We start from the raw sequence: 25649 nt of genomic DNA, 5'->3' as shown, positions 1-25649 counted from the left end.
CATCTTTGTTGCAATCGAAACAAATAATGACAATCGTGTCATCGCTTCAGAGGCCAACTTATGTTGCAAGAATGATTCAAAGACACGATACTGCCCGGATTGCGCCGGACGGTCCGGCCTCCGTACCAAGATAGCCCATGAAAATCGCAACCTGGAACGTGAACTCGCTGAAAGTGCGGCTGCCGCACCTGCTCCAGTGGCTCGCCGCCAATCCCATCGACGTCCTCTGCATCCAGGAGACCAAGCTCACCGACGACAAATTCCCCGTGGCCGCGATCAACGAGGCCGGCTACGAAGTCGTGTTCAGCGGCCAGAAAACGTACAACGGCGTGGCGATCCTGTCGCGCCTCCCCATCGCCGACGTCGTGCGCAACAACCCGCATTACCAGGACGAGCAGCAGCGCCTGATCGCCGCCACCATCGGCGGCGTGCGTTTCATCTGCGCCTACGTGCCGAACGGCCAGGCCGTCGGCTCCGACAAATACGCCTACAAGATGGGCTGGCTGGCCGCGCTGCGCACCTGGGTCGGCGCAGAGCTCGAGATCCACGAACAGTTCGCGATCCTGGGCGACTACAACATCGCGCCCGAAGACCGCGACGTGCACGATCCGGAACTGTGGGCCGGCCAGATCCACTGCTCCGACCTGGAACGCGAGCAGCTGCGCGAACTGTGCGGCCTCGGTCTCGTCGACGCGTTCCGGTTATTCGAGCAGCCCGAGAAGCAGTACAGCTGGTGGGACTACCGCCAGATGGCGTTCCGCCGCAACCGCGGCCTGCGCATCGACCACATCCTGCTGTCGCAGGCGCTCGCCAAGCGCTGCGAGGCGTGCGTCATCGACCGCGAACCGCGCAAGTGGGAGCAGCCGTCCGATCACACGCCGGTGATCGCGACGCTCCTTTAATCCAGCAGGGCCGGCACGGCAGCGGCATCCAGCGGCCGCGCGAACAGGTAGCCCTGGGCATACTGGCACCCGTGCCGGCGCAACAGCGCCAGCTGCGCCTCGTTCTCGACACCCTCCGCCACGACGGCCATGCCGAGGCTCCCCGCGAGCGCCATGATGGCCGCGACGATGGCCTGGTCCTCGCTGCTCGTCTCGAGGTCGCGCACGAAGGCACGGTCGATCTTGATCTTGCGGACCGGGAAGCGCTTCAGATACGCCAGGCTGGAATAGCCGGTGCCGAAATCGTCGATCGACAGGCGGATGCCCATGCGGTAGATCTGGCCCAGCGTCTCCGGCGTCTGGCCGCCGTGCTGCATCAGCGCCGTTTCCGTGATCTCGAATTCCAGCAGGCCCGGCTCGATGCCGGTGTCGTCGACGATGGCGCGGATCGACTGGATCAGGCCCCGGTGCATGAACTGGCGCGCGGACAGGTTCACCGCGAGCGGCAGCGCCGGCAGCCCGGCCCGCTGCCAGGCCATCGATTGTTCGCAGGCGCGCCGGATCACCCATTCGCCGACCGGCACGATCAGGCCGTTCTCTTCCAGGATCGGGATGAAGTCGTCGGGCGCCACGAGGCCCTGCTCCGGATGGCGCCAGCGCAGCAGCACTTCCAGGCCGTGCACGCGGCCGTCGCGCACGTCCACGATCGGCTGGTAGAACAGCACGAATTCCTCGCGCAGCAGCGCGCCGCGCAGGCGCGTCTCCATCTCGAAATGGCGCGCGGCCGCCGCGTTCATCGGCTCCGCGTAGAACTGGTAATTGTTGCGGCCCGCCGCCTTGGCGTAATACATCGCGGCGTCGGCCTTGCGCATCAGGCCCGCCGCATCATCGCCGTCGTCCGGGTACAGGCAGATGCCGATCGACGGCGAGATGTGCAGGCTGTGGCCTTCGAATTCGATGGGCGCCGCCAGCGCCGCGATGATCTTGTCGCCCACGAGGCCGCACTCCTCGGCCGCGCGCACGCCCGGCACCAGCACGACGAATTCATCGCCGCCCAGGCGCGCGACGGTGTCGCTGGCGCGCACGACGCGGCACAGGCGCTGCGCCACTTCCTTCAGCAGGTGGTCGCCCGCCAGGTGGCCGAGGGAATCGTTGATGGTCTTGAAGCGGTCCAGGTCGATGAACAGCAAGGCCAGCTTCATGCCGTCGCGCCGGGCCGACAGCAGCGCGCGGTCCAGGCGGTCGGACAGCAGCGCGCGGTTCGGCAGGCCCGTGAGCGCGTCGTGGTACGCCATGTGGTGCACGCGCGCCTCGGCCTGGCGCCGCTCGACGATCTCGGCCTGCAGCTCCGCCGTGCGTTCCTGCACGCGCACTTCGAGCTCGTCGCGCGCGCGGCGCAGCGCGTCCGCCGCCTCGCGCTGGGCGGTGACGTCGTCGATCAGCCAGACGCTGCGCCCGCCCCGGTCCGCCATGTCGAACGGGCGGCCCGACAGGCGCGCCCAGAAGCGCTTGCCGTCGCGCCGCACCAGTTCGTACTCGGCCATGTGCACGCGGCCCGCCTCGAAATCGCGCCGCGTCTGCTCGCGCGCGGCGATCCAGCCCGCGTCGTCGGGGTACAGCTCGCGCACCGGCAGTCCCTCGATGCTGCCGCCCTGGTGGCCAAACAATTCTTCCATCTTGCGGTTGCAATGGAGGGTCCGGCCCTTCTCGACGACCGCGATGCCCAGCACGGCGTTGTCGAGGATCGCCTGGTTTTCCAGCAGCGCGTTGCGCAGCGATTCCTCGGCCGCCTTCTGGCCGGTGCGGTCCTCGATCATCCAGATCATCGTGCCGGTGCCCAGTTCCTCGGGATTGACGGCGTAGCCGATCATGTTCACCCACATCCGCGTGCCGTCGCGGCGCACCATCGTCGTCTCGGTCTTGAACGAACCGCCCAGCGCCAGCACGCCGTACGCGGTGCGGCCCATTGCCTCGAACGCGGCGTCGTCGGCATACAGCACGCGCGTCGAACGGCCCAGCACCTCGCCGGGGGAATAGCCGAACATCGAGCCGAAACAGTGGTTATAGCGCGTGATGGTGCGGGCGCGCGTGAAGAAGATCCCGATCGTGGCATTGGTCATGATCGACTGGATCTCGGTGAACGCCTGGCGCGCTTCCGTGACGTCTTCCACGATCCACACGGTGCCCGCCTCGCGTGCGCTCATGTCGACGGCCTTGGCGCGGATGCGGCACCAGATCGTGCTGCCGTCGCGCCGCCGCAGCGGCACCTCGCTCTTTTCGAACAGGCTGCCGGCCGTCAGCACGACGACGGCCTCGCCGATGAACGCCTCGTACTGGGCGCGCGAGGCGAACACCCGGGCCGGGCTGTGGTTGATGAGTTCCGCCGGCGCATAGCCCAGCATCTCCGCCATGCGCGGATTGCAGGACTTGACCAGGTCGGGCAACGTGACGGCAATGCCGACGGGCGCATGCTCGACGACCGCGGCCTGTTCCAGCAGGCGCCCGCGCAGCGCGGCCTGGCCGTCGCCGAACGTGAGCACGTCGCCGAAGACGAAGGTGGCGCCCTCCGGGGACAGTGGCTTCGCGCGTACCTCGACGGGCCGGCCGGTGGCGCCGTGTTCGATCAAACCGTCCCAGCGGCGTTCGCCGGACTGCGACAGGCGGATCTCGACCGCCATCGCCGCCGCCGTACGCGGGCAGAACAGCGACACCAGCGGCCGTCCCACCACGTCGCCGCCGGCCAGTTCGGCCAGCGCCGCGTTCGCGGCCCAGATGGTGCCCTCGCCGTCGCAGGCGCAGGCCGGCGCGGCGATCAATGCCAATGCGTCGGCCACCAAGGCCGCTATGCTCGTTCCCCGATCCATCCCTCTGTCCCTAGCGCGCCTATTGACAAGGCGCTATGTCGATTTTTGGATGGATCATAGCCGAAAACCCACCTGATTTATCGTTCGGGAAAGATGAATTTCCGCGTGTGACGCGGCGCAGCAACGGTCTCAGAAGGCGTCGCCCGGCACGCGCACCCAACCTTCCATCAGCACGCGCGCGCTGCGGCTCATCACCGCCTTCGTGACGACCCAGCCGCCGTCCTCCTGGCGCGCCTCGGCGCCCACGCGCAAGGTGCCGGACGGATGGCCGAACCGCACCGCCTCGTGCGCCCTGCCGCCCGCGGCGAGGCTCACCAGCGTGCCCGGGATCGCGGCCGCCGTGCCGATGGCGACGGCCGCCGTGCCCATCATCGCATGGTGCAGCTTGCCCATCGACAGGGCGCGCACGAGCAGATCGACGTCGCCCGCCTCGACCTGTTTGCCGCTCGACGCGGTATAGGCCGCCGGCGGCGCGACGAAGGCTACCTTCGGGGTGTGCTGGCGGCGCGCGGCTTCCTCGACGTGCGCGATCAGGCCCATGCGCATGGCGCCGTAGGCACGGATCGTCTCGAACATCGCCAGCGCCTTCGGGTCGCCGTTGATCGCATCCTGCAGCTCCGTGCCCGTGTAGCCGATGTCGGCGGCGTTCACGAAGACGGTCGGGATGCCGGCGTTGATCAGCGTCGCCTTCAGCATGCCCACGCCGGGCACCTCCAGGTCGTCGACCAGGTTCCCGGTCGGGAACATCGCCCCGCCGCCCTCACCTTCCTCGGCGGCCGGGTCCATGAATTCCAGTTGGACCTCGGCCGCCGGGAACGTGACGCCATCGAGCTCGAAGTCACCCGTCTCCTGCACCTGCCCGTCCGCGATGGGCACGTGGGCGACGATGGTCTTGCCGATGTTGACCTGCCAGATGCGCACGACGACGGTCCCGTTGTCGGGGATGCGCGCGGGATCGATGAAGCCGTTGGCGATGGCGTACGGGCCGATCGCGGCCGACAGGTTGCCGCAGTTGCCGCTCCAGTCGACGAACGGCTTGTCGATGGCGACCTGGCCGAACAGGTAGTCCACGTCGTGGCCGGGACGGGTGCCTGGCGCGACGATCACGGTCTTGCTCGTGCTGGACGTGGCGCCGCCCATGCCGTCGATGTGCTTCGCGTACGGGTCGGGGCTGCCGATCACGCGCAGCAGGAAGTTGTCGCGCGCCTCGCCCGGGACTTGCGCGGCTTCCGGCAGGTCTTGCAGGCGGAAGAACACGCCTTTGCTCGTGCCGCCGCGCATGTAGACGGCGGGGATTTTGATTTGGGGTACGTGAGTCATGAGTGTTGTCCCTAGCCCGTCGTCCCCGCGCAGGCGGGGACCCACTTGCACGCGTCTCGACGGCGCGTGAAACTTGGGCCCTGCCTGCGCAGGAGCGACGGTGTTTTTATGCCGCGACTTTGGAAGACGCGAGGAAGTCCTGCGCAAACCGCTGCAGCACCCCACCCGCCTCGTAGATCGACACTTCTTCGGCCGTGTCGAGACGGCAGATCACCGGCACCTCGACCGTTTCGCCGCTGCGGCGATGGATGACCAGCGTGAGGGTCGCGCGCGGCGTGCGCTCGCCCACGACGTCGAACGTCTCCGTGCCGTCGATCCCGAGGGTGAGGCGCGTGGTGCCCGGCTGGAATTCCAGCGGCAGCACGCCCATGCCGACGAGGTTCGTGCGGTGGATGCGTTCGAAGCCTTCGGCCGCGATGGCTTCCACACCGGCCAGCCGCACGCCCTTCGCGGCCCAGTCGCGCGACGAGCCCTGGCCATAATCGGCACCGGCAATCACGATCAGCGGCTGCTTGCGCTCCATGTACGTCTCGATCGCTTCCCACATGCGGGTCACGGTGCCTTCCGGCTCGATGCGCGCGAGCGAACCGGCACGCACCGGATCGCCGGCCGCACTGCCGTCCGGGTTGCGCACCATCTCGTTCTTCAGCGTCGGATTCGCGAACGTGGCGCGCTGCGCCGTCAGGTGGTCGCCGCGGTGCGTCGCGTACGAGTTGAAATCCTCTTCCGGCAGGCCCATCTTCGCGAGGTATTCGCCCGCGGCGCTGTCCGGCATGATCGCGTTCGACGGCGACAGGTGGTCCGTCGTGATGTTGTCGCCCAGGACCGCCAGCGGACGCATGCCGGTCAAAGTACGCTCACCGGCGAGCGCGCCTTCCCAGTACGGCGGACGGCGGATGTAGGTGCTCATCGGGCGCCAGTCGTACAGCGGCGCCACGGCATCGTCTCCGCCTTCGCGGCGCGCGAACATGATGTCGTACACCTTGCGGAACTGCTGCGGCTTCACGGCGCGCTCGACGACGGCGTCGATCTCCGCATCGCTCGGCCAGATGTCCGCGAGGCGCACCGGTTTGCCGTCGGCATCGATGCCCAGCACGTCCTTCTCGATGTCGAAGCGGATCGTGCCCGCGATGGCGTACGCGACGACGAGCGCCGGCGACGCGAGGAACGCCTGCTTCGCATACGGGTGGATGCGGCCGTCGAAATTGCGGTTGCCCGACAGGACCGCGGTCGCGTACAGGTCGCGCTCGACGATCTCCTGCTGGATCGCCGGGTCCAGCGCACCGGACATGCCGTTGCAGGTGGTGCACGCGAAGGCGACCACGCCGAAGCCCAGCTTTTCGAGTTCCGGCAACAGCCCCGCTTCCTCCAGGTACAGCGGCACGGCCTTGGAGCCCGGCGCGAGCGACGACTTCACCCACGGCTTGCGCGCGAGCCCGCGCGCGTTCGCGTTGCGTGCGATGAGACCTGCGGCCACCATGTTGCGCGGGTTGTTCGTGTTCGTGCAGCTCGTGATGGCGGCGATGATGACGGCGCCGTCGGGCATCTTGCCCGGCTCGTTCTCGACCGTACCCGTGATGCCGTGCTGCGCCAGCTCCGACGTCGCCACGCGCTTGTGCGGGTTCGACGGGCCGGCGATATTGCGCACGACGGTCGACAAATCGAAACTCAGCACGCGCTCGTACTGCGCGTGCGCGAGCGTGTCGGCCCACAGGCCCGTTTCCTTCGCATACAGCTCGACCAGTTTGACCAGGTCGTCGTCGCGGCCCGTCAGCTTCAGGTACTTGATGGTCTGCTCGTCGATGGCGAACATCGCCGCGGTCGCACCGTATTCCGGCGCCATGTTGGAAATCGTCGCGCGGTCGCCCAGCGTGAGATTCGCGGCGCCTTCACCGTAGAACTCGAGGTAGGCGGACACCACTTTCGACTTGCGCAGGAATTCCGTCAGCGCCAGCACGATGTCGGTCGCGGTGATGCCGGGGCCCGGCTTGCCGGTCAGCTTGACGCCGACGATGTCCGGCAGGCGCATGTACGACGCGCGGCCCAGCATGACGCTTTCCGCTTCCAGGCCGCCGACCCCGATCGCGATGACGCCCAGCGCATCGACCATCGGCGTGTGCGAGTCGGTGCCGACGAGCGTGTCGGGGAATGCCACGCCATCCTTCACCTGCACGACGGGGCTCATGCGCTCCAGGTTGATCTGGTGGAGGATGCCGTTCCCCGGCGGGATCACGTCGACGTTCTCGAACGCCTTGCGGGTCCATTCGATGAAGTCGAAGCGGTCTTCGTTGCGGCGGTCCTCGATGGCGCGGTTCTTCGCGAACGCGTCCGGATCGAAGCCCCCGCATTCGACGGCGAGCGAGTGGTCGACGACGAGCTGCGTCGGCACGACCGGATTCACGAGGGCCGGATTGCCGCCCTCCTGTGCGATGGCGTCGCGCAGGCCGGCCAGGTCGACGAGGGCCGTCTGGCCGAGGATGTCGTGGCAGACGACGCGCGCGGGGAACCACGGGAAATCGAGGTCGCGCTTGCGCTCGATGATCTGCTTCAGCGACGGCACCAGCGCGATGGGATCGCAGCGGCGCACGAGGTTTTCGGCCAGCACGCGCGAGGTGTACGGGAGCGTGTCCCAGGCGCCGGGCTGGATCTCCTCGACGGCGGCGCGCGCATCGAAGTAGTGAAGGTTCGTGCCGTGCAGTGGTTTGCGATATTGGCTGTTCATGGTTTCGATCTCATCTTCCGCGCCCCCGACCCGTCATCCCCGCGAAAGCGGGGACCCATGCTGAACGTCGTCGGCCAGCTCTGTATGGATTCCCGCCTGCGCGGGAATGACGCCTCAAGGGCAGCGTGTTGTATCACTTGCGTTCGGCCAGCGGCACGAACTTCAGGTCTTCCGGACCGACATAGTTCGCGCTCGGGCGGATGATCTTGTTGTCGATCCGCTGCTCGATGATGTGCGCGGACCAGCCGGACGTGCGCGAGATGACGAACAGCGGCGTGAACATCGCCGTCGGCACGCCCATCATGTGGTACGAGACGGCCGAGAACCAGTCGAGGTTCGGGAACATCTTTTTCACTTCCCACATCACGGATTCGAGGCGCTCGGCGATGTCGAACATCTTCATCGAGCCGGCACTTTGCGACAGCGTGCGCGCCACTTCCTTGATCACCTTGTTGCGCGGGTCGGAGATCGTGTAGACCGGGTGCCCGAAGCCGATGACGACTTCCTTGTTCGCCACGCGGTTGCGGATGTCGGCTTCCGCCTCGTCCGCGTTCTCGTAGCGCTTCTGGATGTCGAGCGCCACCTCGTTGGCGCCGCCGTGCTTCGGACCGCGCAGCGCGCCGATCGCGCCCGTGATCGCGGAATAGATGTCGGAACCGGTGCCGGCGATGACGCGGCCGGTGAACGTCGACGCGTTGAACTCGTGTTCCGCGTACAGGATCAGGGACGTGTGCATCGCCTTGACCCACTCGTCGGACGGCTTGAAGCCGTGCAGCAGGTGCAGGAAGTGGCCGCCGATCGAATCGTCGTCCGTCTCCACGTCGATGCGCTTGCCATTATGGCTGTAGTGGTACCAGTACAGCAGCATCGAGCCGAACGACGCCATCAGGCGGTCGGCGATGTCGCGCGCGCCGGCGATGTTGTGGTCGTCCTTTTCCGGCAGCACGCAGCCCAGCACCGACGCGCCCGTGCGCATCACGTCCATCGGATGCGCGCCGGCCGGCAGCGCTTCCAGCGCGGCCTTCACGGCGTGCGGCAGGCCGCGCAGCGATTTCAGCTTGGCCTTGTAGCCGCGCAGCTCCGCCTCGTTCGGCAGCTTGCCGTGCACGAGCAGGTAGGCGATTTCCTCGAACTCGCTGTTGCCCGCCACGTCCAGGATGTCGTAGCCGCGGTAGTGCAGGTCGTTGCCGGAGCGGCCCACGGAGCACAGGGCGGTATTGCCGGCGGCGACGCCGGACAGCGCGACGGATTTCTTCGGTTTGAAGGTGGGCGTATCGGTCTTCACGTCGGTCATTTGCGTCTCCTTTATTTGGATTTATTCTGGGCGAACAGCGCGTCGAGCTTCTGTTCGTAGCTGTGGTAATCGATGCGCTCGTACAGTTCGGCGCGGGTCTGCATCGTGTCGACGACGTTCTTCTGCGTGCCGTCGCGGCGGATGGCTTCATAAACGCTTTCCGCGGCCTTGTTCATCGCGCGGAACGCGGACAGCGGGTACAGCACGATGTCGACGTCGGCACCGCGCAGCTCGTCCACGGTGAACAGCGGCGTCGCGCCGAATTCCGTGATGTTCGCGAGGATCGGCACCTTGACCGCCTTCTTGAACTGCGCGTACATCTCCAGGCTCGTGATCGCTTCCGGGAAGATCATGTCGGCGCCCGCCTCCACGCACGCGACCGCGCGCTCGACGGCTTTGTCCAGACCCTCGACGGCCAGCGCGTCCGTGCGCGCCATGATGACGAAGTTGTCGTCCGTGCGCGCGTCGACGGCGGCCTTCACGCGGTCGACCATCTCGCCCTGGGTGACGATTTCCTTGCCCGGACGGTGGCCACAGCGCTTGGCGCCGACCTGGTCCTCGATGTGGCAGGCACCCGCGCCGGCCTTGATCAGCGAGCGCACGGTGCGCGCGACGTTGAACGCCGACGAACCGAAACCGGTGTCGATGTCGACGAGCAGCGGCAGGTCGCACACGTCGGTGATGCGGCGCACGTCGATCAGCACGTCTTCGAGACCGGAGATGCCGAGGTCCGGCAGGCCCAGCGATCCGGCCGCGACGCCGCCGCCCGACAGGTAGATCGCACGGTAGCCGGCCCGCTTGGCGAGCAGCGCGTGGTTGGCGTTGATGGCGCCGATGACCTGCAGCGGATGTTCTTCCCGGACGGCCTGGCGGAATTTGGCGCCGGCGGATTGTTGGCTCATGTCCTACCCTTTCATGATGCGTTCTGTGATGGTGGCCTATGGGTTTGCAAGGACCGTGCCACTCACGCGGCAGCCCAGACAGCCCGGATATTCAAGGGGTTGGGTGGTTCGCCCGGTCATGACACGTTTCATCGCGTTTCAAAATGAAACAGTGTTGACACATCGAACGAAACTGAACACACTGCGCGCGACCCGCCACCACCACATCGACAAACACGAGGACCACCATGTTAAAACGCTCATCCAGGCTGTGCGCCGCGCTGCTGGCCGGCCTGTCCATCACCACGTCCGCCGCCGCTGCCGGCCCGGACAGCCGCGCGGAAGCGGTAAACATCATCGCCGGCATGCGCCGCATCGTCACGCCGCAAGGCATCGAACAGACGCGGGCAGTACGCATCGGCGGCATAGCCCAATGGATCAGCGTGCGCGGCACGGACCGGCGCAATCCCGTGCTGCTGTTCCTGCACGGCGGCCCGGGCTATGTCGCGATGCCGACGAGCTGGTATTTCCAGCGCGGCTGGGAAGAATATTTCACGGTCGTGCAATGGGACCAGCGCGGCGCCGGCAAGACGTATGCCGCCAACGACCCGGCGCAGATCGCCCCCACGATGACGCGCGCCCGGATGCTGGCCGACGCCGAAGAGATGGTCGCGTTCCTGCGCAAGGAATTCGGCAAGGACCGCATCTTCGTGCTGGGCCACTCGTGGGGGTCGTCGCTCGGCATCCAGCTCGCGCAACGCCATCCGGACTGGCTGCACGCGTACATCGGCATCGGCCAGGTCACGGATGCGATGGAATCCGAACGGCGCGGCTGGCGGTACACAATGGACGCGGCGCGCAAGGAAGACAACCAGGACGCGATCCGCGAACTGGCCTCGATCGCGCCGTATGCCGCGCCGGGCAAGCCGCTCGTGCTGAAGGATCTGTACCTGCAGCGCAAATGGCTCGCGCGCTACGGCGGCGCCGTGTACGGCCGGACAGGGTTCGACGCCGAATCGGCGGCCGCGAAGCTGGCGCCGGAATACACGGATGCCGACCTGAAGACCATGTGGGACGGCACGGAGTTCTCGTCCAGCCGCATGCTGACGGACGTGCTCGCGCAGGACTTCAGCGTCTACACGACCTTCCGCTGTCCCATCGTGATCTTCAACGGCCGCCACGACTACAATGTGTCGGCGTCGGCCACGGCGGAATGGTTCGACAAGGTGAAGGCGCCGGCCAAGCAGCTCGTGTGGTTCGAGGACTCGGCGCACGAGATCTTCAACGAGGAGCCGGGCAAGACGCTGGTCTCGCTCGTGAAGTATGCGCGGCCGTTCGCCGAGAAGGCCGGCGACGTGGCGCCATGAACGAAAAAACCCGCACGCGGGTGCGTGCGGGTTCGTGAGACAGCAGCCGTAGGGTGGGCATTTGGGGCCGGGGGCCCCAAATGAGACGTGCCCACGTTCACATCAGTGTGCCGATGCCGTTGCGGCGCCGATACCGGTTTCCGAACGCACTTCCTGTGCTTCGTAGCCGGCCTTGTCGATGGCGGCGCGCGGGCTCTTGTCGGTGACCGAGAACAGCCACACGCCGACAAAGCCGACGGTCATCGAGAACAGCGCCGGCGACGTGTACGGGAAGATCTCGTGCGCATTGTGGAAGACGTCGACCCACACGGACTTCGACAGCAGCGTCAGGATGACGGCGGTTCCCAGGCCCAGGAAGCCGCCCACGGTCGCGCCGCGGGTGGTGCACTTGCTCCACAGGACGGACATGAACAGCACCGGGAAGTTGGCCGAGGCCGCGATCGCGAAGGCCAGCGAGACCATGAAGGCCACGTTGATCTTCTCGAACACGATACCCAGCAGCACGGCGGCAATGCCCAGGAAGACCGTCGTGATCCGCGACACGCGCAGTTCGCTGCCCGGGGCCGGCTGGCCCTTCTTGACCACGGTGGCGTACAGGTCGTGCGACACGGCCGAGGCGCCGGACAGGGTCAGGCCCGCCACGACGGCCAGGATCGTTGCGAACGCGACGGCCGAGATGAAGCCGAGGAACACGTCGCCGCCGACGGCGTTGGCGAGGTGCACGGCCGCCATGTTGTTACCGCCCAGCAGCTTGCCGGCAGCGTCCTTGAACGCCGGGTTCGTACCGACCAGCACGATCGCGCCGAAGCCGATGATGAAGGTCAGGATGTAGAAGTAGCCGATCCAGGTGGTTGCCCACAGCACCGACTTGCGCGCTTCCTTGGCGCTCGGGACCGTGAAGAAACGCATCAGGATGTGCGGCAGGCCGGCGGTACCGAACATCAGGGCCATGCCGAACGAGATGCCGGAAATCGGATCCTTGATGAAGCCGCCCGGGCCCATGATCGCATCCTTCTTGCTGTGCACTTCGACGGCCTTGGCGAACAGCGCTTCCGGGCTGAAGTTGTACAGGGCCAGCACGGAGAACGCCATGAACGTGGCGCCGCCCAGCAGCATCACGGCCTTGATGATCTGCACCCAGGTCGTGGCGGTCATGCCGCCGAACAGCACGTAGACCATCATCAGCGCGCCCACGATCACGACGGCGATCCAGTAATCCAGGCCGAACAGCAGCTTGATCAGCTGGCCGGCGCCGACCATCTGCGCGATCAGGTAGAACAGCACGGTGACGAGCGTGCCGGAGGCCGCGAACATGCGGACCGGCTTCTGCGCGAAGCGGTAGGCGGCCACGTCGGCGAACGTGAAGCGGCCCAGGTTACGCAGGCGCTCGGCCATCAGGAACGTGATGACGGGCCAGCCGACGAGGAAGCCGATCGCATAGATCAGGCCGTCGAAGCCATTGGCGAACACGGCGGCGGAAATGCCCAGGAACGATGCGGCCGACATGTAGTCGCCGGCGATCGCCAGGCCGTTCTGGAAGCCGGTGATGCCACCGCCGGCCGTGTAGAAGTCGGAGGCGGAACGGGTGCGCTTGGCGGCCCACTTCGTGATGAACAGGGTGAAGATCACGAACCCGACGAACATGATGATCGCGGTCCAGTTGGTGGGCTGTTTCTGTGCCTGGCCCAGGTCGGGCGCGGCGATGACGGCGCCGGTGGCGGCCAGCAGCGCGGCGGCGGCGGCGCTCTTCATGAGGGACGTGTTCTTCATGCGCGCACCTTGTCCTTGCCCGAAGCGGCGTTACGCTGGATGGCGTCGGTCAGCGCGTCGAATTCGCTGTTGGCGCGGCGCACGTAGATGCCGGTGACCGCGACGGTGAACAGGATCACGAACAGACCCAGCGGCACGCCCCACGACATGACGCCGGCACCGATCTTCGAGGCCATGAACTGCTTGTCGAAGGCGTTGAGCAGCGTGAAGCCGTAATACACGATCATCACGGCCCAGGTCAGCAACCAGCCGTAGCTGGAGCGCGCTTTGACGAGCTTTTGGTAATTCGGGTCTGCTTTGACCCGCTGGACGATGTCATCTTCCACTTTTGTCTCCAATCTTCTAGTAATGCGCCGCTCAGGTTGACGGGCTGGTATCGATCCTAAGTGGGCCGCCTTACCCGATTCTTACGGCTCGCCGAAATGTTTGCGCCCAACCGTTTCAGCGTGAAACCGCGTTGAAACATGCGTTGCACATTCATGTACACTTGCAACATGAGTTACCCGACCCGTCCCGCGCCCGCGCCGGACCAGGGCCCCGGCAAGCCCGTCATCTGGACGGTCTCCGTGTCGCGCCTGTCCGACCTGTTCCGCCACATCACGCCGGAATACGACCACCTGGCCCAGATCGAACCGCTGCACCTGGGCTTCGACGAGGCCGCGCGCCACATCCGGGAACGCATGGCGACGGAACACTGCGACGTCGTGATCGCGGCCGGCTCCAATGCCGCCTACCTGAAAGGACGCGTGTCGGTGCCGGTCGTCGTCGCGACGGCGAGCGGTTTCGACGTCATGCAGGCCCTCGCGCGCGCGCGGCGCATGTCGGCGCGCATCGGCCTCGTGCACTACCAGCGTCCCGTGGCGGAGCTGGCCGAGTTCGCGGCCACGTTCGGCCTCGCCGTCGAACAGCGCACGTACGTCACGGAAGACGACGCGCGCGCCAGCATCGCCGAGTTGAAAGCCGCGGGCGTCGAGGTGATCGTGGGCGCCGGCCTGATCACCGACCTGGCCGAGGAAGCGGGCCTCAAGACGGTGTTCGTGTACTCGCTGGAGTCCATCCGGCGCGCGTTCGACGACGCCCTCGAGATGGCGCGCCTGACCCGTCTCGAAAGCGGACGCGGACGGCGCGTGGCCGCCACCGACAGCCGGCGCGCGCGCCGCGGCCTGGCCGACCTGCGCGGAGACTCCGCCGCGATGGAGCGGCTGCGCCAGACCGTCGTGCTGTACGCGCGTTCGCCGGCGACGGTGCTGATCCAGGGCGAGACGGGCAGCGGCAAGGAACTCGTCGCCCAGGCCATCCACCGCGAAAGTGCGCGGCGCGGCGCGAACCGGCCGTTCATCGCCGTCAACTGCGGCGCCATCGCCGAGTCGCTGCTGGAATCGGAACTGTTCGGCCACGAGGAAGGCGCGTTCACCGGCGCGCGCCGCGGCGGCCACGCGGGCCTGTTCGAGGCGGCGGACGGCGGCACGCTGTTCCTCGACGAGATCGGCGAAATGCCGCTCGCGCTGCAGACCCGCCTGCTGCGCGTGCTCGAGGAACGCGAAGTGATGCGCGTGGGCGGCACGCGCCCGGTGCCCATCGACGTGCGCGTGATCAGCGCGACGCACTGCGACCTGGAAGCGAGAGTCCGCGAGGGGCGCTTCCGCGCCGACCTGTTCTATCGCCTGGCCGTGTTGCGCCTGTCCCTGCCCCCGCTGCGCGCCCGCCCGGAGGACGTCCCGCAACTGGCCGAGTGGGCACTGAAGAACGCCCTCGCCGCGCTGAGCGCCCGGCCGCATCCGAACCTGGCGGCCGAGATCGCGGCGTGCGCCCCGCTGTTGCAGGCCTATGCCTGGCCGGGCAACGTGCGCGAATTGCGCAACCTGATGGAACGCCTGGCGCTGTTCCTCGCCGCCGAGCCGCTGCAGGCGCTGACGCCCGCGTTCTTATTGTCGGTGGCGCCGGAGCTGGGGACGCTGCCGTCGATCGCTCCGGTGGCGGCGCCTTCTCCGGCCAGGGAAAGCCTGGCCGACGTCCTGGCCCGCTTCGACGGCCAGCGCGACGCGGCCGCACGCTACCTGGGCATCAGCCGGACGACGTTGTGGCGCAGGCTGAAGGCGGGATCTTAGGTCGTCGGGTTAGTTGTCGGTTTAATGCGGCCCAACCCACACGCGCGGGAAAAACCGTATTATCATTTTTTTACTACGGCCTGGCGCCCGACCGGTGCCAGCTTCCCGGCTGCGCCGCCCATGAGGTGGCGCACCGCCCGTCCGCACGGAGGCAATATGCAAGACTTGTCGCAAGCTGCACTGTTTTCGCTGATCGGCAACACCCCCATGGTGGAGGTCACCCGCATGGACACGGGCCCCTGCCGCCTGTTCCTCAAGCTGGAATCCCAGAACCCCGGCGGCTCCATCAAGGACCGCGTCGGCCGCGCCATGATCGAGGCGGCGGAACGCGACGGCCGCCTGCAACCCGGCGGCACCGTCGTCGAGGCCACGGCGGGCAACACGGGCCTCGGCCTCGCGCTCGTCGCCCGGATCAAGGGCTACCGCGTCGTGCTCGTCGTGCCCGACAAGATGGCGTCCGAAAAGATCCTGCACCTGAAAGCCCTCGGCGCCGAGATCCACCTGACCCGCTCCGACGTCGGCAAGGGTCACCCCGAGTACTACCAGGACTACGCGGCGCGGCTCGCGCGCGAGATCCCCGGCGCCTGGTTCGCCGACCAGTTCAACAATCCCGCCAACCCGACCGCGCACGAAACCACCACCGCGCCCGAGATCTGGGACCAGATGCGCCACGAGCTGGACGCCATCGTCGTGGGCGTCGGGTCGTCCGGCACGTTGACGGGCCTGTCGCGCTTTTTCGCGCGCGTGCAGCCGGACCTGGAATTCGTGCTGGCCGATCCGCAGGGCTCGATCCTGGCCGACTACGTCAAGACCGGCAAGGTCAGCGACGTCTCCGGCTCCTGGGCCGTCGAGGGCATCGGCGAGGACTTCATCCCGTCCATCGCCGACATGTCGCGCGTGAAGACGGCCTACTCCATCAGCGACGAGGAAAGCTTCAACACGGCGCGCGAACTGCTGCGCCAGGAAGGCATCCTGGCCGGTTCGTCGACGGGCACCCTGCTCGCGGCCGCGCTGCGTTACTGCCGCGCGCAAACGACGCCCAAGCGCGTCGTGACCTTCGTCTGCGACACGGGCACGCGCTACCTGACCAAGGTGTACAGCGACGGCTGGATGGTCGACCAGGGCCTGCTGCACCGTCCCCGCATGGGCGACCTGCGCGACCTGATCGGCCGCCGCTTCGACGACGGCGAAGTCATTACCGTGTCCCCGACCGACACCCTGCTCACCGCCTTCAACCGCATGCGCAGCGCCGACCTCGCGCAGATGCCCGTCGTCGACAAGGGCAAGCTCGTCGGCCTGATCGACGAGTCCGACCTGCTGCTGCACGTGACGAGCGACCGGGAACACTTCAAGGCACCGGTCTCCGGCACGATGACGTCCGACCTGCAGACCCTGGCGCCGTCCGCCGGCATGCAGCAGCTGCGCGATATCCTCGACCGGGGCCTGACCGCCGTCATCGTCGACGGCGACCGGTTCTATGGGCTGATCACCCGCTTCGACCTTCTCAACCATCTGCGCAGGACACTCACGTGAGCCACCAAGACGACAACCACCAACGCCACATCGCCACGCGCGTCATCCACGGCGGCCAGGCGCCCGATCCCACGACGGGCGCCGTGATGCCGCCCATTTACGCGACGTCGACCTTTGCCCAGGAAAGCCCGGGCGTGCACAAGGGCCTGGACTACGGCCGCTCGCACAACCCGACCCGCTGGGCGCTGGAGCGCTGCGTGGCCGACATCGAAAGCGGCGGCGCCGCCTACGCGTTCGCGTCCGGCCTCGCGGCCATCGCGGCGGTACTCGAACTGCTGCCGGCCGGCTCGCACATCGTGGCCGGCGACGACATGTATGGCGGCACCTACCGGCTGTTCGAGCGCGTGCGCCGCGTTAGCAGCGGCCACGAGTTCACGTACGTCGACCTGACGGACCCGCTCGCACTCGCGAACGCGCTGCGCCCGGAAACGAAGATGGTATGGGTCGAGACGCCGACGAACCCGATGCTCAGGCTGGCCGACCTGCACGCGATCGCGCAGCTGTGCCGCGAGCGCGGCGTGATGACGGTGTGCGACAACACGTTCGCGAGCCCCATCAACCAGCGCCCGCTGGAACTGGGCATCGACATCGTCGTGCACTCGACGACGAAGTACATGAACGGCCACTCGGACGTCATCGGCGGCATTGCCGTCGTAGGCGGCCATGCGCACCAGCAGGCATGGCGCGAACGCCTCGGCTTCATCCAGAATGCCGTCGGTGCGATCCAGGGCCCGTTCGACAGTTTTCTCGTACTTCGCGGAATCAAGACGCTGGCCTTGCGCGTGGAACGCAGCAACAGCAACGCGCTCGACCTGGCGCAGTGGCTGCAGGGCCAGGCCAGGGTGCGCCACGTCTACTACCCGGGCCTGGCGTCGCACCCGCAGCATGAACTGGCGCGGCGCCAGATGCACGGCTACGGCGGCATCATCTCCATCGACCTCGACACCGACATCGCCGGCGCGCGCCGCTTCCTGGAGCAGTGCGAGATCTTCACGCTGGCCGAGAGCCTGGGCGGCGTCGAGAGCCTGATCGAGCATCCGGCCATCATGACGCATGCGACCATTCCGGCGGATCAGCGGGCGAGGCTGGGGATTGGCGACGGGTTGATCCGGTTGTCGGTCGGGATCGAGCATGTGGAGGATCAGCGGGCTGATCTGGCGCGGGCGCTGGCCGCTATCTGAAAAACCGTCGCCCCCGCGCAGGCGGGGACCCGATTTGCACGCGACTCGACAGCGCAATCTGAAAAACCGTCGCCCCCGCGCAGGCGGGGGCCCAATTTGCACGCTACTCGACAGCGCACGCAGGACTTGGGTCCCTGCCTTCGCAGGGACGACGTCGATCAGTGTCGCGGGTTACTTAAGCGTACGCCGGTACTGGCAGCGCAAGACCCCGCTCGTCCTTGCTCTCCTCGACGAACACCTGACGCACCCACTCGTCCCCGCGCACCCGGAACGTGGACACGACATCCGTCAACTCCTCCGCCTGCGCCCGCATCGTGGCCGCGGCAGCCGCCGCCTGCTCCACCATTGCCGCATTCTGCTGCGTCGCCTCGTCCATCTCGGCGATGACGCCGCGCACGCGGGCGATGCCGGCCGCCTGCTCGGAGCTGGCGCCGTCGATCGCGTGCAGCAGATCGGCCACCTGCTGCACGCGGTCGAGGATCTCGCGCATCGTGTCGCCCGCCGCGCTGGCGATGCCGGCGCCGGACGCGATGGCGAGCGTCGACTCGCCGATCAGGTTCTTGATTTCTTTCGCCGCCGATGCGGAATGCTGGGCCAGGTTACGGACTTCGCCCGCGACGACCGCAAAACCGCGGCCCTGCTCGCCCGCGCGCGCCGCTTCGACGGCCGCGTTCAGCGCGAGGATGTTCGTCTGGAACGCGATCCCGTCGATCATCGCCGTGATGTCGCCGATGCGGGCAGCCGACTGGCGGATCGTTTCCATGCGCTCGACCATCTGCCCGACGGCGCCGGCACCGTCCTTGGCGACACCCGATGCGGCCAGCGCGAGCCCGTTCGCGTCGTGGGCGTTGACGTGGTTCTGTTCGACGGCCTCGGTCAGGTCGGCCATCGCCTGCACGGTCGCATGCAGGCTGCGCGCCTGCGCTTCCGTGCGGTGCGAGAGGTCGCTATTACCGGCCGCGATCTCGGCCGACGCGCCGTCGATCATGCGGGCGCTGTCCAGCACTTTCACGACCGTGGCCGACACGCCGTCCGTCATGTGGTTCAGTGCATCGAACAGGCGCCCGATCTCGTCGCCGCGCGCATGCTCGATGGTGGCGGACAGGTCGCCCGTCGCGACGCGCTCTGCCAGCACGACGGCATCCTGCAGCGGCGTCACGATGCTGCGCGTGAGCAGCCAGCCGGCGGCGCAGCCGACCAGCAGCGCGGCCAGGCCGAACGCGGGCAGCAGGACGCGGCTGAGGGCGAACGCCTGTGCGGACGTGGCCGCCAGCGCGTGCGCCTCGCGGGTCTGCCATGCGAGCAGCGCGTCGAGGGCTTGCGTGTAAGCGTCGAAGGTCGTGGCCAGCTCGCCGGACGCCAGTTGCTCGACCTCCTGCGTCTTGCCGAAGTCCTTCGCCTGGAACACCTGCTTGCGGACGTACACGTAGGCCGCCTTGCGCTGTGCGACGGCGTCGATCAGGGCGCGCTCGTCCGGCACGGCCGGCAGCGCGCCCAGCTTCGCCTCGAGCGTGGCCGCGTTCTTTTCGCCCTGCTGGAGCATGGACTGGAAGTAGTCGCCCGCCTCCAGGCTGTCGCTGCGGGCGATGGCCACGGCGCGCACGCCGTTCAGGCGCGTGACGCCCAGCAGCTCGGCCGTCAGCTGTTGGCGGGCAAGCTTGTTATTGACGAGATCGTTTGTGATCGCGTCGGCGGCATGCATGCGCCACAGCGCGACGAGGGAAATGATGACGATGGCAAGGGACACCACGGCAAAGGCGCCGATGATCTTGGTGCCGGTGGAGAGCTGTGCGAGTCGCATGGGCTATGTCCGGAAGGGAGGGATGCGACCGATGATACAAATGCCGTATGACAACAAAATGACTATGTGTGACACCCATGCATTCTTTTGTGACATGGGCATGACGAAAAAAAGCCCGCGCGAGGCGGGCTTTTCATAATGGCGATCGCTTATTCGATCTCGACGGTCTCGACGGGCTCCGGCGGCGGCGGGACGTCGCCTTCCGGGAACTCGAGGAACACGTCGTCCTTCTCGTTCAGGTCGACCGTGACACGGCCACCGTTCACGAGACGGCCGAACAGCAGTTCGTCGGCCAGCGCCTTGCGGATCATGTCCTGGATCAGGCGCGACATCGGACGGGCACCCATCAGCGGGTCAAAACCTTTCTTCGCGAGGAACTTGCGCAGTTTCTCGGTGAAGACGGCTTCCACCTTCTTCTCGTGCAGCTGCTCTTCCAGCTGCATCAGGAACTTGTCCACGACGCGCAGGATGATGTCCTCGTCCAGCGCGCGGAAGCTGATGATCGCATCCAGGCGGTTGCGGAACTCAGGCGTGAACATGCGCTTGATGTCGGCCATCTCGTCGCCCTGCGCCTTCGAATCCACGAAGCCCACCGAACGCTTGGTCAGGCTTTCCGCACCTGCATTCGTCGTCATGATGATGATCACGTTGCGGAAGTCCGCCTTGCGGCCGTTGTTGTCGGTCAAGGTGCCATGGTCCATCACCTGCAGCAGGATGTTGAAGATGTCCGGATGGGCCTTCTCGATCTCGTCCAGCAGCAGCACCGCATGCGGCTTCTTGGTGATGGCCTCGGTCAGCAGGCCGCCCTGGTCGAAACCGACGTAGCCCGGCGGCGCACCGATCAGGCGCGACACGGCGTGGCGCTCCATGTACTCGGACATGTCGAAACGCACCAGCTCGATGCCGAGGATGAACGCCAGCTGCTTCGCGACTTCCGTCTTGCCGACGCCGGTCGGACCGGAGAACAGGAACGAACCGATCGGCTTGTCCTGCTTGCCGAGGCCGGCGCGGGCCATCTTGATCGCGGCCGACAACGCTTCGATGGCCGGGTCTTGCCCGAACACGACATTGCGCAGGTCGCGGTCGATGGTCTGCAGCTTGCTGCGGTCGTCCTGGTTGACGGTCTGCGGAGGAATCCGCGCGATCTTCGCGATGATGTCCTCGATCTCGGTCTTGCCGATGGTCTTCTTCTGCTTCGACTTCGGCAGCACGCGCTGGGCCGCACCCGCTTCGTCGATCACGTCGATCGCCTTGTCCGGCAGATGACGGTCATTGATGAAGCGAGCAGCGAGCTCGGCCGCGGTCGACAGCGCCGACGCCGAATACTTCACGCCATGGTGCTCTTCGAAGCGCGACTTGAGGCCGCGCAGGATCTGCACGGTCTGCTCGACCGACGGCTCGTTCACGTCCACTTTCTGGAAGCGGCGGCTCAATGCGTGATCCTTCTCGAACACGCCGCGGAATTCCGTGAACGTGGTCGCGCCGATGCACTTCAGCTGGCCGTTCGCGAGGGCCGGCTTGAGCAGGTTCGACGCGTCGAGCGTGCCGCCCGATGCCGAGCCGGCGCCGATGATCGTGTGGATCTCGTCGATGAACAGGATGCCGTTCGGCGTGTCCTTGAGCTGCTTCAACACCGCCTTCAGGCGTTGCTCGAAGTCGCCGCGGTACTTGGTGCCGGCCAGCAGCGCGCCCATGTCCAGCGAATACACGACGGCATTCTGCAGGATCTCGGGCACGTCTTCCTGGACGATGCGCCATGCCAGGCCTTCGGCGATCGCGGTCTTGCCGACGCCGGCCTCGCCCACGAGCAGCGGATTGTTCTTGCGGCGGCGGCACAGGATCTGGATCACGCGATCCACTTCTTCTTCGCGCCCGATCAGCGGATCGATGCGGCCGTCGGCGGCAGCCTTGTTCAGGTTCGTGGTGAACTGATCCAGCGGGCTTTCCTTGGCCTGGCCTTCGACCTGCGCTTCTTCCACGCCCTCCGACGCCTTCTGGCTGTCGATCTGCTGGTCCTTGCGCACGCCGTGCGAGATGAAATTGACCACGTCGAGACGGGTCACGCCCTGCTGGTGCAGGTAGTAAACGGCATGCGAGTCCTTCTCGCCGAAGATCGCCACGAGCACGTTCGCGCCGGTGACTTCCTTCTTGCCGTTCGACGCCGACTGGACGTGCATGATCGCGCGCTGGATCACGCGCTGGAAGCCCAGCGTCGGTTGGGTGTCGACTTCGCCGGTACCCGGCACGGTCGGAGTGTTATCGCCGATGAAATTCGTCAAGGTCTTACGCAGGTCTTCGATATTGACCGCGCACGCACGCAGGACTTCAGCGGCCGACGGGTTGTCGAGCAACGCCAGCAGCAGGTGTTCGACCGTGATGAACTCGTGCCGAGCCTGCCGCGCTTCGACAAAGGCCATGTGTAGAGATACTTCCAATTCCTGCGCAATCATACTTCCTCCATCACGCACTGCAGGGGATGGCCTGCCTTGCGCGCATGCGTTAATACAAACTCCACTTTGGTACACGCTATATCTTTGGAAAACACGCCGCACACCCCTTTACCATGGCGGTGTACAGAAAGCATGATCTGCGTCGCCGTCTCGCGATCCTTGTTGAAGTACTCCTGGATGATGGCGACCACGAACTCCATCGGCGTGTAGTCGTCATTGAGCAACGCCACCTGATACAAGGGAGGTGGCTTGACTGTCTGCCGCTCCAGCAGCTGTTCGGTATCGTGCTTGGTTGCCATAGGGGTATTCTAAATTGCTTTCGATCTTCGTGTGTGCGGAAACTAACGCTCAAGGTAATCCCATTTGCTTTCCATCTTACGCGTTTTCCAGTTGGAGCGCAGATGGCGGTTCCATTGCGAAAATCAAGAGCTTGATTTTCAGCCACTATGTCATTTTTTACAACGCGTGTTCAAAACCGCTTGACTTACGAGATTCTTGCGCCAACAATGCAGTTATTGACATGTACTTATGTACTTGTTGATAAGAAGTGAGCAGGCTGAGGAGGGGGCAAGAAGCTTCTTGCTTTTATGGCTCGTGTGATTTGTTTTTAATCGAAGGTTATTTTATGGCAACAGGTACTGTTAAGTGGTTCAATGATTCCAAAGGTTTTGGCTTCATCACCCCTGATGACGGCGGCGAAGATTTGTTCGCGCACTTCTCCGCGATCAATATGAACGGTTTTAAGACCCTCAAAGAAGGTCAAAAAGTCCAATTCGAAGTCACGCAAGGCCCGAAAGGCAAGCAAGCTTCTAACATCGTCGGCGCGTAAGCACCCTCCGGAAGCAAAGAACCCCGCTTCGGCGGGGTTTTTTTTGGCCCGCCGCCACGCATCATCCCTCTCCTGCAAACAAAAAAGCCCCGTACGCATACGGGGCTTGATCTGCGTCAATAAGACTGCGCTTACATATTCTCGATCATTACGTCGCCGAAGCCCGAGCACGACACCTGCGTCGCCCCTTCCATCAGGCGCGCGAAGTCGTAGGTGACGCGCTTGGACGCGATCGCCTTTTCCATCGAGCTAATGATGAGGTCGGCCGCTTCCGTCCAGCCCATGTGGCGCAGCATCATCTCGGCCGACAGGATCAGCGAACCCGGGTTCACGTAATCCTTGCCCGCGTACTTGGGCGCCGTGCCGTGCGTTGCTTCGAACATCGCGACGGAATCGGACATGTTCGCGCCCGGCGCGATGCCGATGCCGCCGACCTGGGCCGCCAGCGCGTCCGAGACGTAGTCGCCGTTCAGGTTCAGGGTGGCGATGACGCTGTACTCGGCCGGACGCAGCAGGATCTGCTGCAGGAAGGCGTCCGCGATCGAATCCTTGACGACGATGTCCTTGCCCGTGCGCGAGTTCTTGAACTTGCACCACGGGCCGCCGTCGACCAGCTCGGCCCCGAATTCGCGTTGCGCCAGCGCATAGCCCCAGTCGCGGAAGCCGCCTTCCGTGTACTTCATGATATTGCCCTTGTGGACAATGGTAACGGACGGCTTGTCGTTGTCGATCGCGTACTGGAGCGCCTTGCGCACGAGGCGTTCCGTACCTTCGCGCGACACCGGCTTGATGCCGATCGCGGAGGTTTCCGGGAAGCGGATCTTGCGCACGCCCATCTCGCGGGTCAGGAATTCGATGACCTTCTTCGCCTCGGCCGACTCGGCGGCCCATTCGATGCCCGCATAGATGTCTTCCGAGTTCTCGCGGAAGATCACCATGTCCGTCTTGTGCGGCTCGCGCAGCGGCGACGGCACGCCATTGAAGTAGCGCACGGGACGCAGGCAGACGTACAGGTCGAGTTCCTGGCGCAGCGCCACGTTCAGCGAGCGGATGCCACCGCCGACCGGCGTCGTCAGCGGGCCCTTGATCGACACGACATACTCGCGCACGCAGTCCAGCGTTTCGGTCGGCAGCCAGACGTCCGGGCCATACACCTGCGTCGACTTCTCGCCGGCAAACACTTCCATCCACGCGATCTTGCGCTGGCCGCCGTATGCCTTTGCGACGGCCGCGTCGACGACCTTCAGCATCACCGGGGTGATGTCGACGCCGGTGCCATCGCCTTCGATATAGGGGATGACCGGCTGATCGGGGACGCTCAGCGAGAAGTCCGCGTTGACGGTAATCTTTTGACCATCGGTAGGTACTTTGATATGTTGATACATCATGTTCTCCGAAGTGGGCACGCGGCGGCGGCGGACCGCCAGGACTGCGATCTCCATTAGAATAGTGGGCTGGCCGTCGTCTTGTCTAAGACGCAACACTGACACAACATTATGCACCAGTATTGATCGCGACGGGCCAGAGGCTCGCTATTTTGCTCCAAAATCCATCCTTCATGTCCCTCATCCTGTTCAATAAACCCTTCCAGGTGCTGTGTCAGTTCTCGCGCGAGGACGAGCGCGCAACCCTTGCCGACTACCTCGACATCCCGAACATCTACCCCGCCGGCCGGCTCGACGCCGACAGCGAAGGCCTGATGCTGCTGACGGACGACGGCCGCCTGCAGCACCAGATCGCTCATCCGGACCACAAGGAAGCGAAGACTTATCTAGTGCAACTGGAGGGAGTCGCCGACCGCGCCACCCTCGACCGCCTGCAGGCCCCGATCGACCTGGGCGACTTCGTCACGAAACCGTGCCGCGCCACGCTGATCGCGGCGCCGGAATGGCTGTGGCCGCGCAACCCGCCCATCCGCGTGCGCCAGGACAAGCCGACCAGCTGGATCGCAATCACGCTCGAAGAGGGGAAAAATCGCCAGGTGCGCCGGATGACGGCCGCCGTCGGCCTGCCCACATTGCGCCTCGTGCGCTCGAGCATTGGGCCGTTTTCGCTGGCGACGCATCCGCTGATGCCCGGCGAGTGGATGGAAGTGCCGGCCGCTGCCGTGGGCGGCAAAAAGCTGACACGCTTGAGGCAGATCAACCTTTCCAAACGTTAATGTAGAACGGGCAGAAAACTGTCAACCGGCAATTCCGAGGCACCGTTAAGGGGACAGATTCACCGTTGTGGATCACCTTCTTCTTTAAAGGAACTCGAAATGTCCAAACTGATCGCTGGCCTGGTTGCTTCCCTGTTCGCCGTTTCCGCTTTCGCCGCCACCCAGGCCGCGGCACCGGCAGCTGCCGCTCCGGCTGCATCGACCACGGCCGAGCAGCCCGCCGCTCCCGCAAAGAAAATGAAGAAACACCACAAGAAGGCCAAGAAGGCCGCAGCAGCGGACGCAGCCGCTCCGGCCGAGCCGGCAGCGAAATAAGCGCCCCGCCGCACATCCAGGCAGCCTGCGGGCTGCTTTTTTTTATGTCTATTTCCCAAAACCGGGGTCAGACCCTGACCCTTCCCCACATATTGTTCTTGTAGGTGGACGGGGTTGCTGTTAGCTTCCGGTGAAAAAAGCTGGTGCATGCATAGCTGTGTTAGCCCTCTCT

The 25649-nt window shown here is 65.7% G+C and carries 19 protein-coding genes; 8 read left to right on the top strand and 11 right to left on the bottom strand.

Annotated features, from left to right (window positions below):
* Nucleotides 1-137 precede the first annotated feature (137 nt).
* Nucleotides 138-902, top strand: coding sequence for an exodeoxyribonuclease III (gene xth / locus QPK29_RS28045; RefSeq protein WP_371771577.1), 765 nt, complete (start codon nt 138-140; stop codon nt 900-902).
* Here the strand turns inward: xth and QPK29_RS28040 are convergent.
* From QPK29_RS28040 to prpB, 5 genes are all read right to left on the bottom strand, one after another.
* Entirely contained in the window at nt 899-3745 is a 2847-nt protein-coding gene (locus QPK29_RS28040; RefSeq protein ID WP_371771578.1) for a sensor domain-containing protein, read from the bottom strand. The genes xth and QPK29_RS28040 overlap by 4 nt on opposite strands.
* A 129-nt stretch (nt 3746-3874) precedes the next feature.
* A complete protein-coding gene (gene prpF, locus QPK29_RS28035; protein ID WP_371771579.1) occupies nt 3875-5065 on the bottom strand; it encodes a 2-methylaconitate cis-trans isomerase PrpF in 1191 nt (396 codons plus the stop codon).
* 106 nt (nt 5066-5171) lie between these two features.
* The gene (gene acnD / locus QPK29_RS28030; RefSeq protein ID WP_371771580.1) at nt 5172-7787 is read right to left on the bottom strand and encodes a Fe/S-dependent 2-methylisocitrate dehydratase AcnD; all 2616 of its coding nucleotides are present in this window, start codon (nt 7785-7787) and stop codon (nt 5172-5174) included.
* Nucleotides 7788-7920: 133 nt separating this feature from the next.
* Nucleotides 7921-9081 carry a bifunctional 2-methylcitrate synthase/citrate synthase gene (gene prpC / locus QPK29_RS28025; RefSeq protein ID WP_371771581.1) on the bottom strand — a complete coding sequence of 387 codons (1161 nt, stop codon included), beginning with the start codon at nt 9079-9081 and terminating at the stop codon, nt 7921-7923.
* 11 nt (nt 9082-9092) lie between these two features.
* Nucleotides 9093-9983, bottom strand: coding sequence for a methylisocitrate lyase (prpB, locus tag QPK29_RS28020; RefSeq protein WP_371771582.1), 891 nt, complete (start codon nt 9981-9983; stop codon nt 9093-9095).
* 227 nt (nt 9984-10210) lie between these two features.
* On the opposite strand from prpB, the gene QPK29_RS28015 reads away from it, so the two are divergent.
* Nucleotides 10211-11329: an alpha/beta hydrolase gene (locus QPK29_RS28015; protein WP_371771583.1), complete on the top strand. Its 1119-nt coding sequence runs from the start codon at nt 10211-10213 to the stop codon at nt 11327-11329.
* Between the two features lie 102 nt (nt 11330-11431).
* Here the strand turns inward: QPK29_RS28015 and QPK29_RS28010 are convergent, their stop codons facing one another.
* Entirely contained in the window at nt 11432-13099 is a 1668-nt protein-coding gene (locus tag QPK29_RS28010) for a cation acetate symporter (RefSeq protein WP_229412192.1), read from the bottom strand.
* Nucleotides 13096-13425, bottom strand: coding sequence for a DUF485 domain-containing protein (locus QPK29_RS28005; RefSeq protein WP_371771584.1), 330 nt, complete (start codon nt 13423-13425; stop codon nt 13096-13098). The genes QPK29_RS28010 and QPK29_RS28005 overlap by 4 nt, the downstream gene beginning before the upstream one ends.
* Nucleotides 13426-13593: 168 nt before the next feature.
* Between QPK29_RS28005 and prpR the strand changes: the two genes are divergently transcribed.
* The 3 genes from prpR to QPK29_RS27990 all read left to right on the top strand — a co-directional run bounded on the left by prpR (nt 13594) and on the right by QPK29_RS27990 (nt 17921).
* Nucleotides 13594-15207 carry a propionate catabolism operon regulatory protein PrpR gene (gene prpR / locus QPK29_RS28000; RefSeq protein ID WP_371771585.1) on the top strand — a complete coding sequence of 538 codons (1614 nt, stop codon included), beginning with the start codon at nt 13594-13596 and terminating at the stop codon, nt 15205-15207.
* Between the two features lie 156 nt (nt 15208-15363).
* Nucleotides 15364-16740, top strand: a complete 1377-nt coding sequence (locus tag QPK29_RS27995) for a pyridoxal-phosphate dependent enzyme (protein WP_371771586.1) — start codon at nt 15364-15366, stop codon at nt 16738-16740.
* Complete coding sequence (locus tag QPK29_RS27990) at nt 16737-17921, top strand: trans-sulfuration enzyme family protein (protein WP_371771587.1); 1185 nt, start codon at nt 16737-16739, stop codon at nt 17919-17921. Before QPK29_RS27995 ends, QPK29_RS27990 begins: the two co-directional genes overlap by 4 nt.
* Before the next feature lie 175 nt (nt 17922-18096).
* On the opposite strand, the gene QPK29_RS27985 is transcribed toward QPK29_RS27990, so the two are convergent.
* The 3 genes from QPK29_RS27985 to clpS form a co-directional block, all read right to left on the bottom strand.
* A complete protein-coding gene (locus QPK29_RS27985) occupies nt 18097-19722 on the bottom strand; it encodes a methyl-accepting chemotaxis protein (protein ID WP_371771588.1) in 1626 nt (541 codons plus the stop codon).
* A gap of 149 nt (nt 19723-19871) precedes the next feature.
* Nucleotides 19872-22172 carry an ATP-dependent Clp protease ATP-binding subunit ClpA gene (gene clpA, locus QPK29_RS27980; protein WP_056127106.1) on the bottom strand — a complete coding sequence of 767 codons (2301 nt, stop codon included), beginning with the start codon at nt 22170-22172 and terminating at the stop codon, nt 19872-19874.
* Nucleotides 22169-22471 carry an ATP-dependent Clp protease adapter ClpS gene (gene clpS / locus QPK29_RS27975; RefSeq protein WP_027864722.1) on the bottom strand — a complete coding sequence of 101 codons (303 nt, stop codon included), beginning with the start codon at nt 22469-22471 and terminating at the stop codon, nt 22169-22171. The genes clpA and clpS overlap by 4 nt, the downstream gene beginning before the upstream one ends.
* 326 nt (nt 22472-22797) lie before the next feature.
* Between clpS and cspE the strand changes: the two genes are divergently transcribed.
* On the top strand, nt 22798-23001 hold the full coding sequence (gene cspE, locus QPK29_RS27970; protein WP_036165387.1) for a transcription antiterminator/RNA stability regulator CspE: 204 nt from the start codon (nt 22798-22800) through the stop codon (nt 22999-23001).
* Nucleotides 23002-23132: 131 nt separating this feature from the next.
* Here the strand turns inward: cspE and icd are convergent, their stop codons facing one another.
* On the bottom strand, nt 23133-24386 hold the full coding sequence (gene icd / locus QPK29_RS27965; protein WP_371771589.1) for an NADP-dependent isocitrate dehydrogenase: 1254 nt from the start codon (nt 24384-24386) through the stop codon (nt 23133-23135).
* A 173-nt stretch (nt 24387-24559) separates the two neighbouring features.
* Here icd and QPK29_RS27960 point away from each other — a divergent pair, with 173 nt between their 5' ends.
* Nucleotides 24560-25162: a pseudouridine synthase gene (locus QPK29_RS27960; RefSeq protein WP_371771590.1), complete on the top strand. Its 603-nt coding sequence runs from the start codon at nt 24560-24562 to the stop codon at nt 25160-25162.
* Between the two features lie 99 nt (nt 25163-25261).
* Entirely contained in the window at nt 25262-25477 is a 216-nt protein-coding gene (locus QPK29_RS27955) for a hypothetical protein (RefSeq protein ID WP_056127104.1), read from the top strand.
* The last annotated feature ends 172 nt before the right edge of the window (nt 25478-25649 follow it).

Origin of the sequence: Massilia orientalis (genome assembly GCF_030411975.2) — a bacterium.
Lineage (GTDB): Bacteria > Pseudomonadota > Gammaproteobacteria > Burkholderiales > Burkholderiaceae_D > Telluria > Telluria orientalis.
The sequence above is the reverse complement of the archived record's forward strand: the minus strand, read 5'-3'. Positions and strand labels throughout refer to the sequence as shown.

What these genes read in the sequence shown, in the direction of transcription:
- clpA (WP_056127106.1), bottom strand. Translation starts at nt 22,172, where the DNA reads ATGATTGCGCAGGAATTGGAAGTATCTCTACACATGGCCTTTGTCGAA.
- xth (WP_371771577.1), top strand. Translation starts at nt 138, where the DNA reads ATGAAAATCGCAACCTGGAACGTGAACTCGCTGAAAGTGCGGCTGCCG.
- prpC (WP_371771581.1), bottom strand. Translation starts at nt 9,081, where the DNA reads ATGACCGACGTGAAGACCGATACGCCCACCTTCAAACCGAAGAAATCC.
- QPK29_RS28040 (WP_371771578.1), bottom strand. Translation starts at nt 3,745, where the DNA reads ATGGATCGGGGAACGAGCATAGCGGCCTTGGTGGCCGACGCATTGGCA.
- QPK29_RS27960 (WP_371771590.1), top strand. Translation starts at nt 24,560, where the DNA reads ATGTCCCTCATCCTGTTCAATAAACCCTTCCAGGTGCTGTGTCAGTTC.
- QPK29_RS27995 (WP_371771586.1), top strand. Translation starts at nt 15,364, where the DNA reads ATGCAAGACTTGTCGCAAGCTGCACTGTTTTCGCTGATCGGCAACACC.
- prpF (WP_371771579.1), bottom strand. Translation starts at nt 5,065, where the DNA reads ATGACTCACGTACCCCAAATCAAAATCCCCGCCGTCTACATGCGCGGC.
- QPK29_RS28010 (WP_229412192.1), bottom strand. Translation starts at nt 13,099, where the DNA reads ATGAAGAACACGTCCCTCATGAAGAGCGCCGCCGCCGCCGCGCTGCTG.
- prpR (WP_371771585.1), top strand. Translation starts at nt 13,594, where the DNA reads ATGAGTTACCCGACCCGTCCCGCGCCCGCGCCGGACCAGGGCCCCGGC.
- icd (WP_371771589.1), bottom strand. Translation starts at nt 24,386, where the DNA reads ATGTATCAACATATCAAAGTACCTACCGATGGTCAAAAGATTACCGTC.
- clpS (WP_027864722.1), bottom strand. Translation starts at nt 22,471, where the DNA reads ATGGCAACCAAGCACGATACCGAACAGCTGCTGGAGCGGCAGACAGTC.
- cspE (WP_036165387.1), top strand. Translation starts at nt 22,798, where the DNA reads ATGGCAACAGGTACTGTTAAGTGGTTCAATGATTCCAAAGGTTTTGGC.
- QPK29_RS28015 (WP_371771583.1), top strand. Translation starts at nt 10,211, where the DNA reads ATGTTAAAACGCTCATCCAGGCTGTGCGCCGCGCTGCTGGCCGGCCTG.
- QPK29_RS27955 (WP_056127104.1), top strand. Translation starts at nt 25,262, where the DNA reads ATGTCCAAACTGATCGCTGGCCTGGTTGCTTCCCTGTTCGCCGTTTCC.
- acnD (WP_371771580.1), bottom strand. Translation starts at nt 7,787, where the DNA reads ATGAACAGCCAATATCGCAAACCACTGCACGGCACGAACCTTCACTAC.
- prpB (WP_371771582.1), bottom strand. Translation starts at nt 9,983, where the DNA reads ATGAGCCAACAATCCGCCGGCGCCAAATTCCGCCAGGCCGTCCGGGAA.
- QPK29_RS27985 (WP_371771588.1), bottom strand. Translation starts at nt 19,722, where the DNA reads ATGCGACTCGCACAGCTCTCCACCGGCACCAAGATCATCGGCGCCTTT.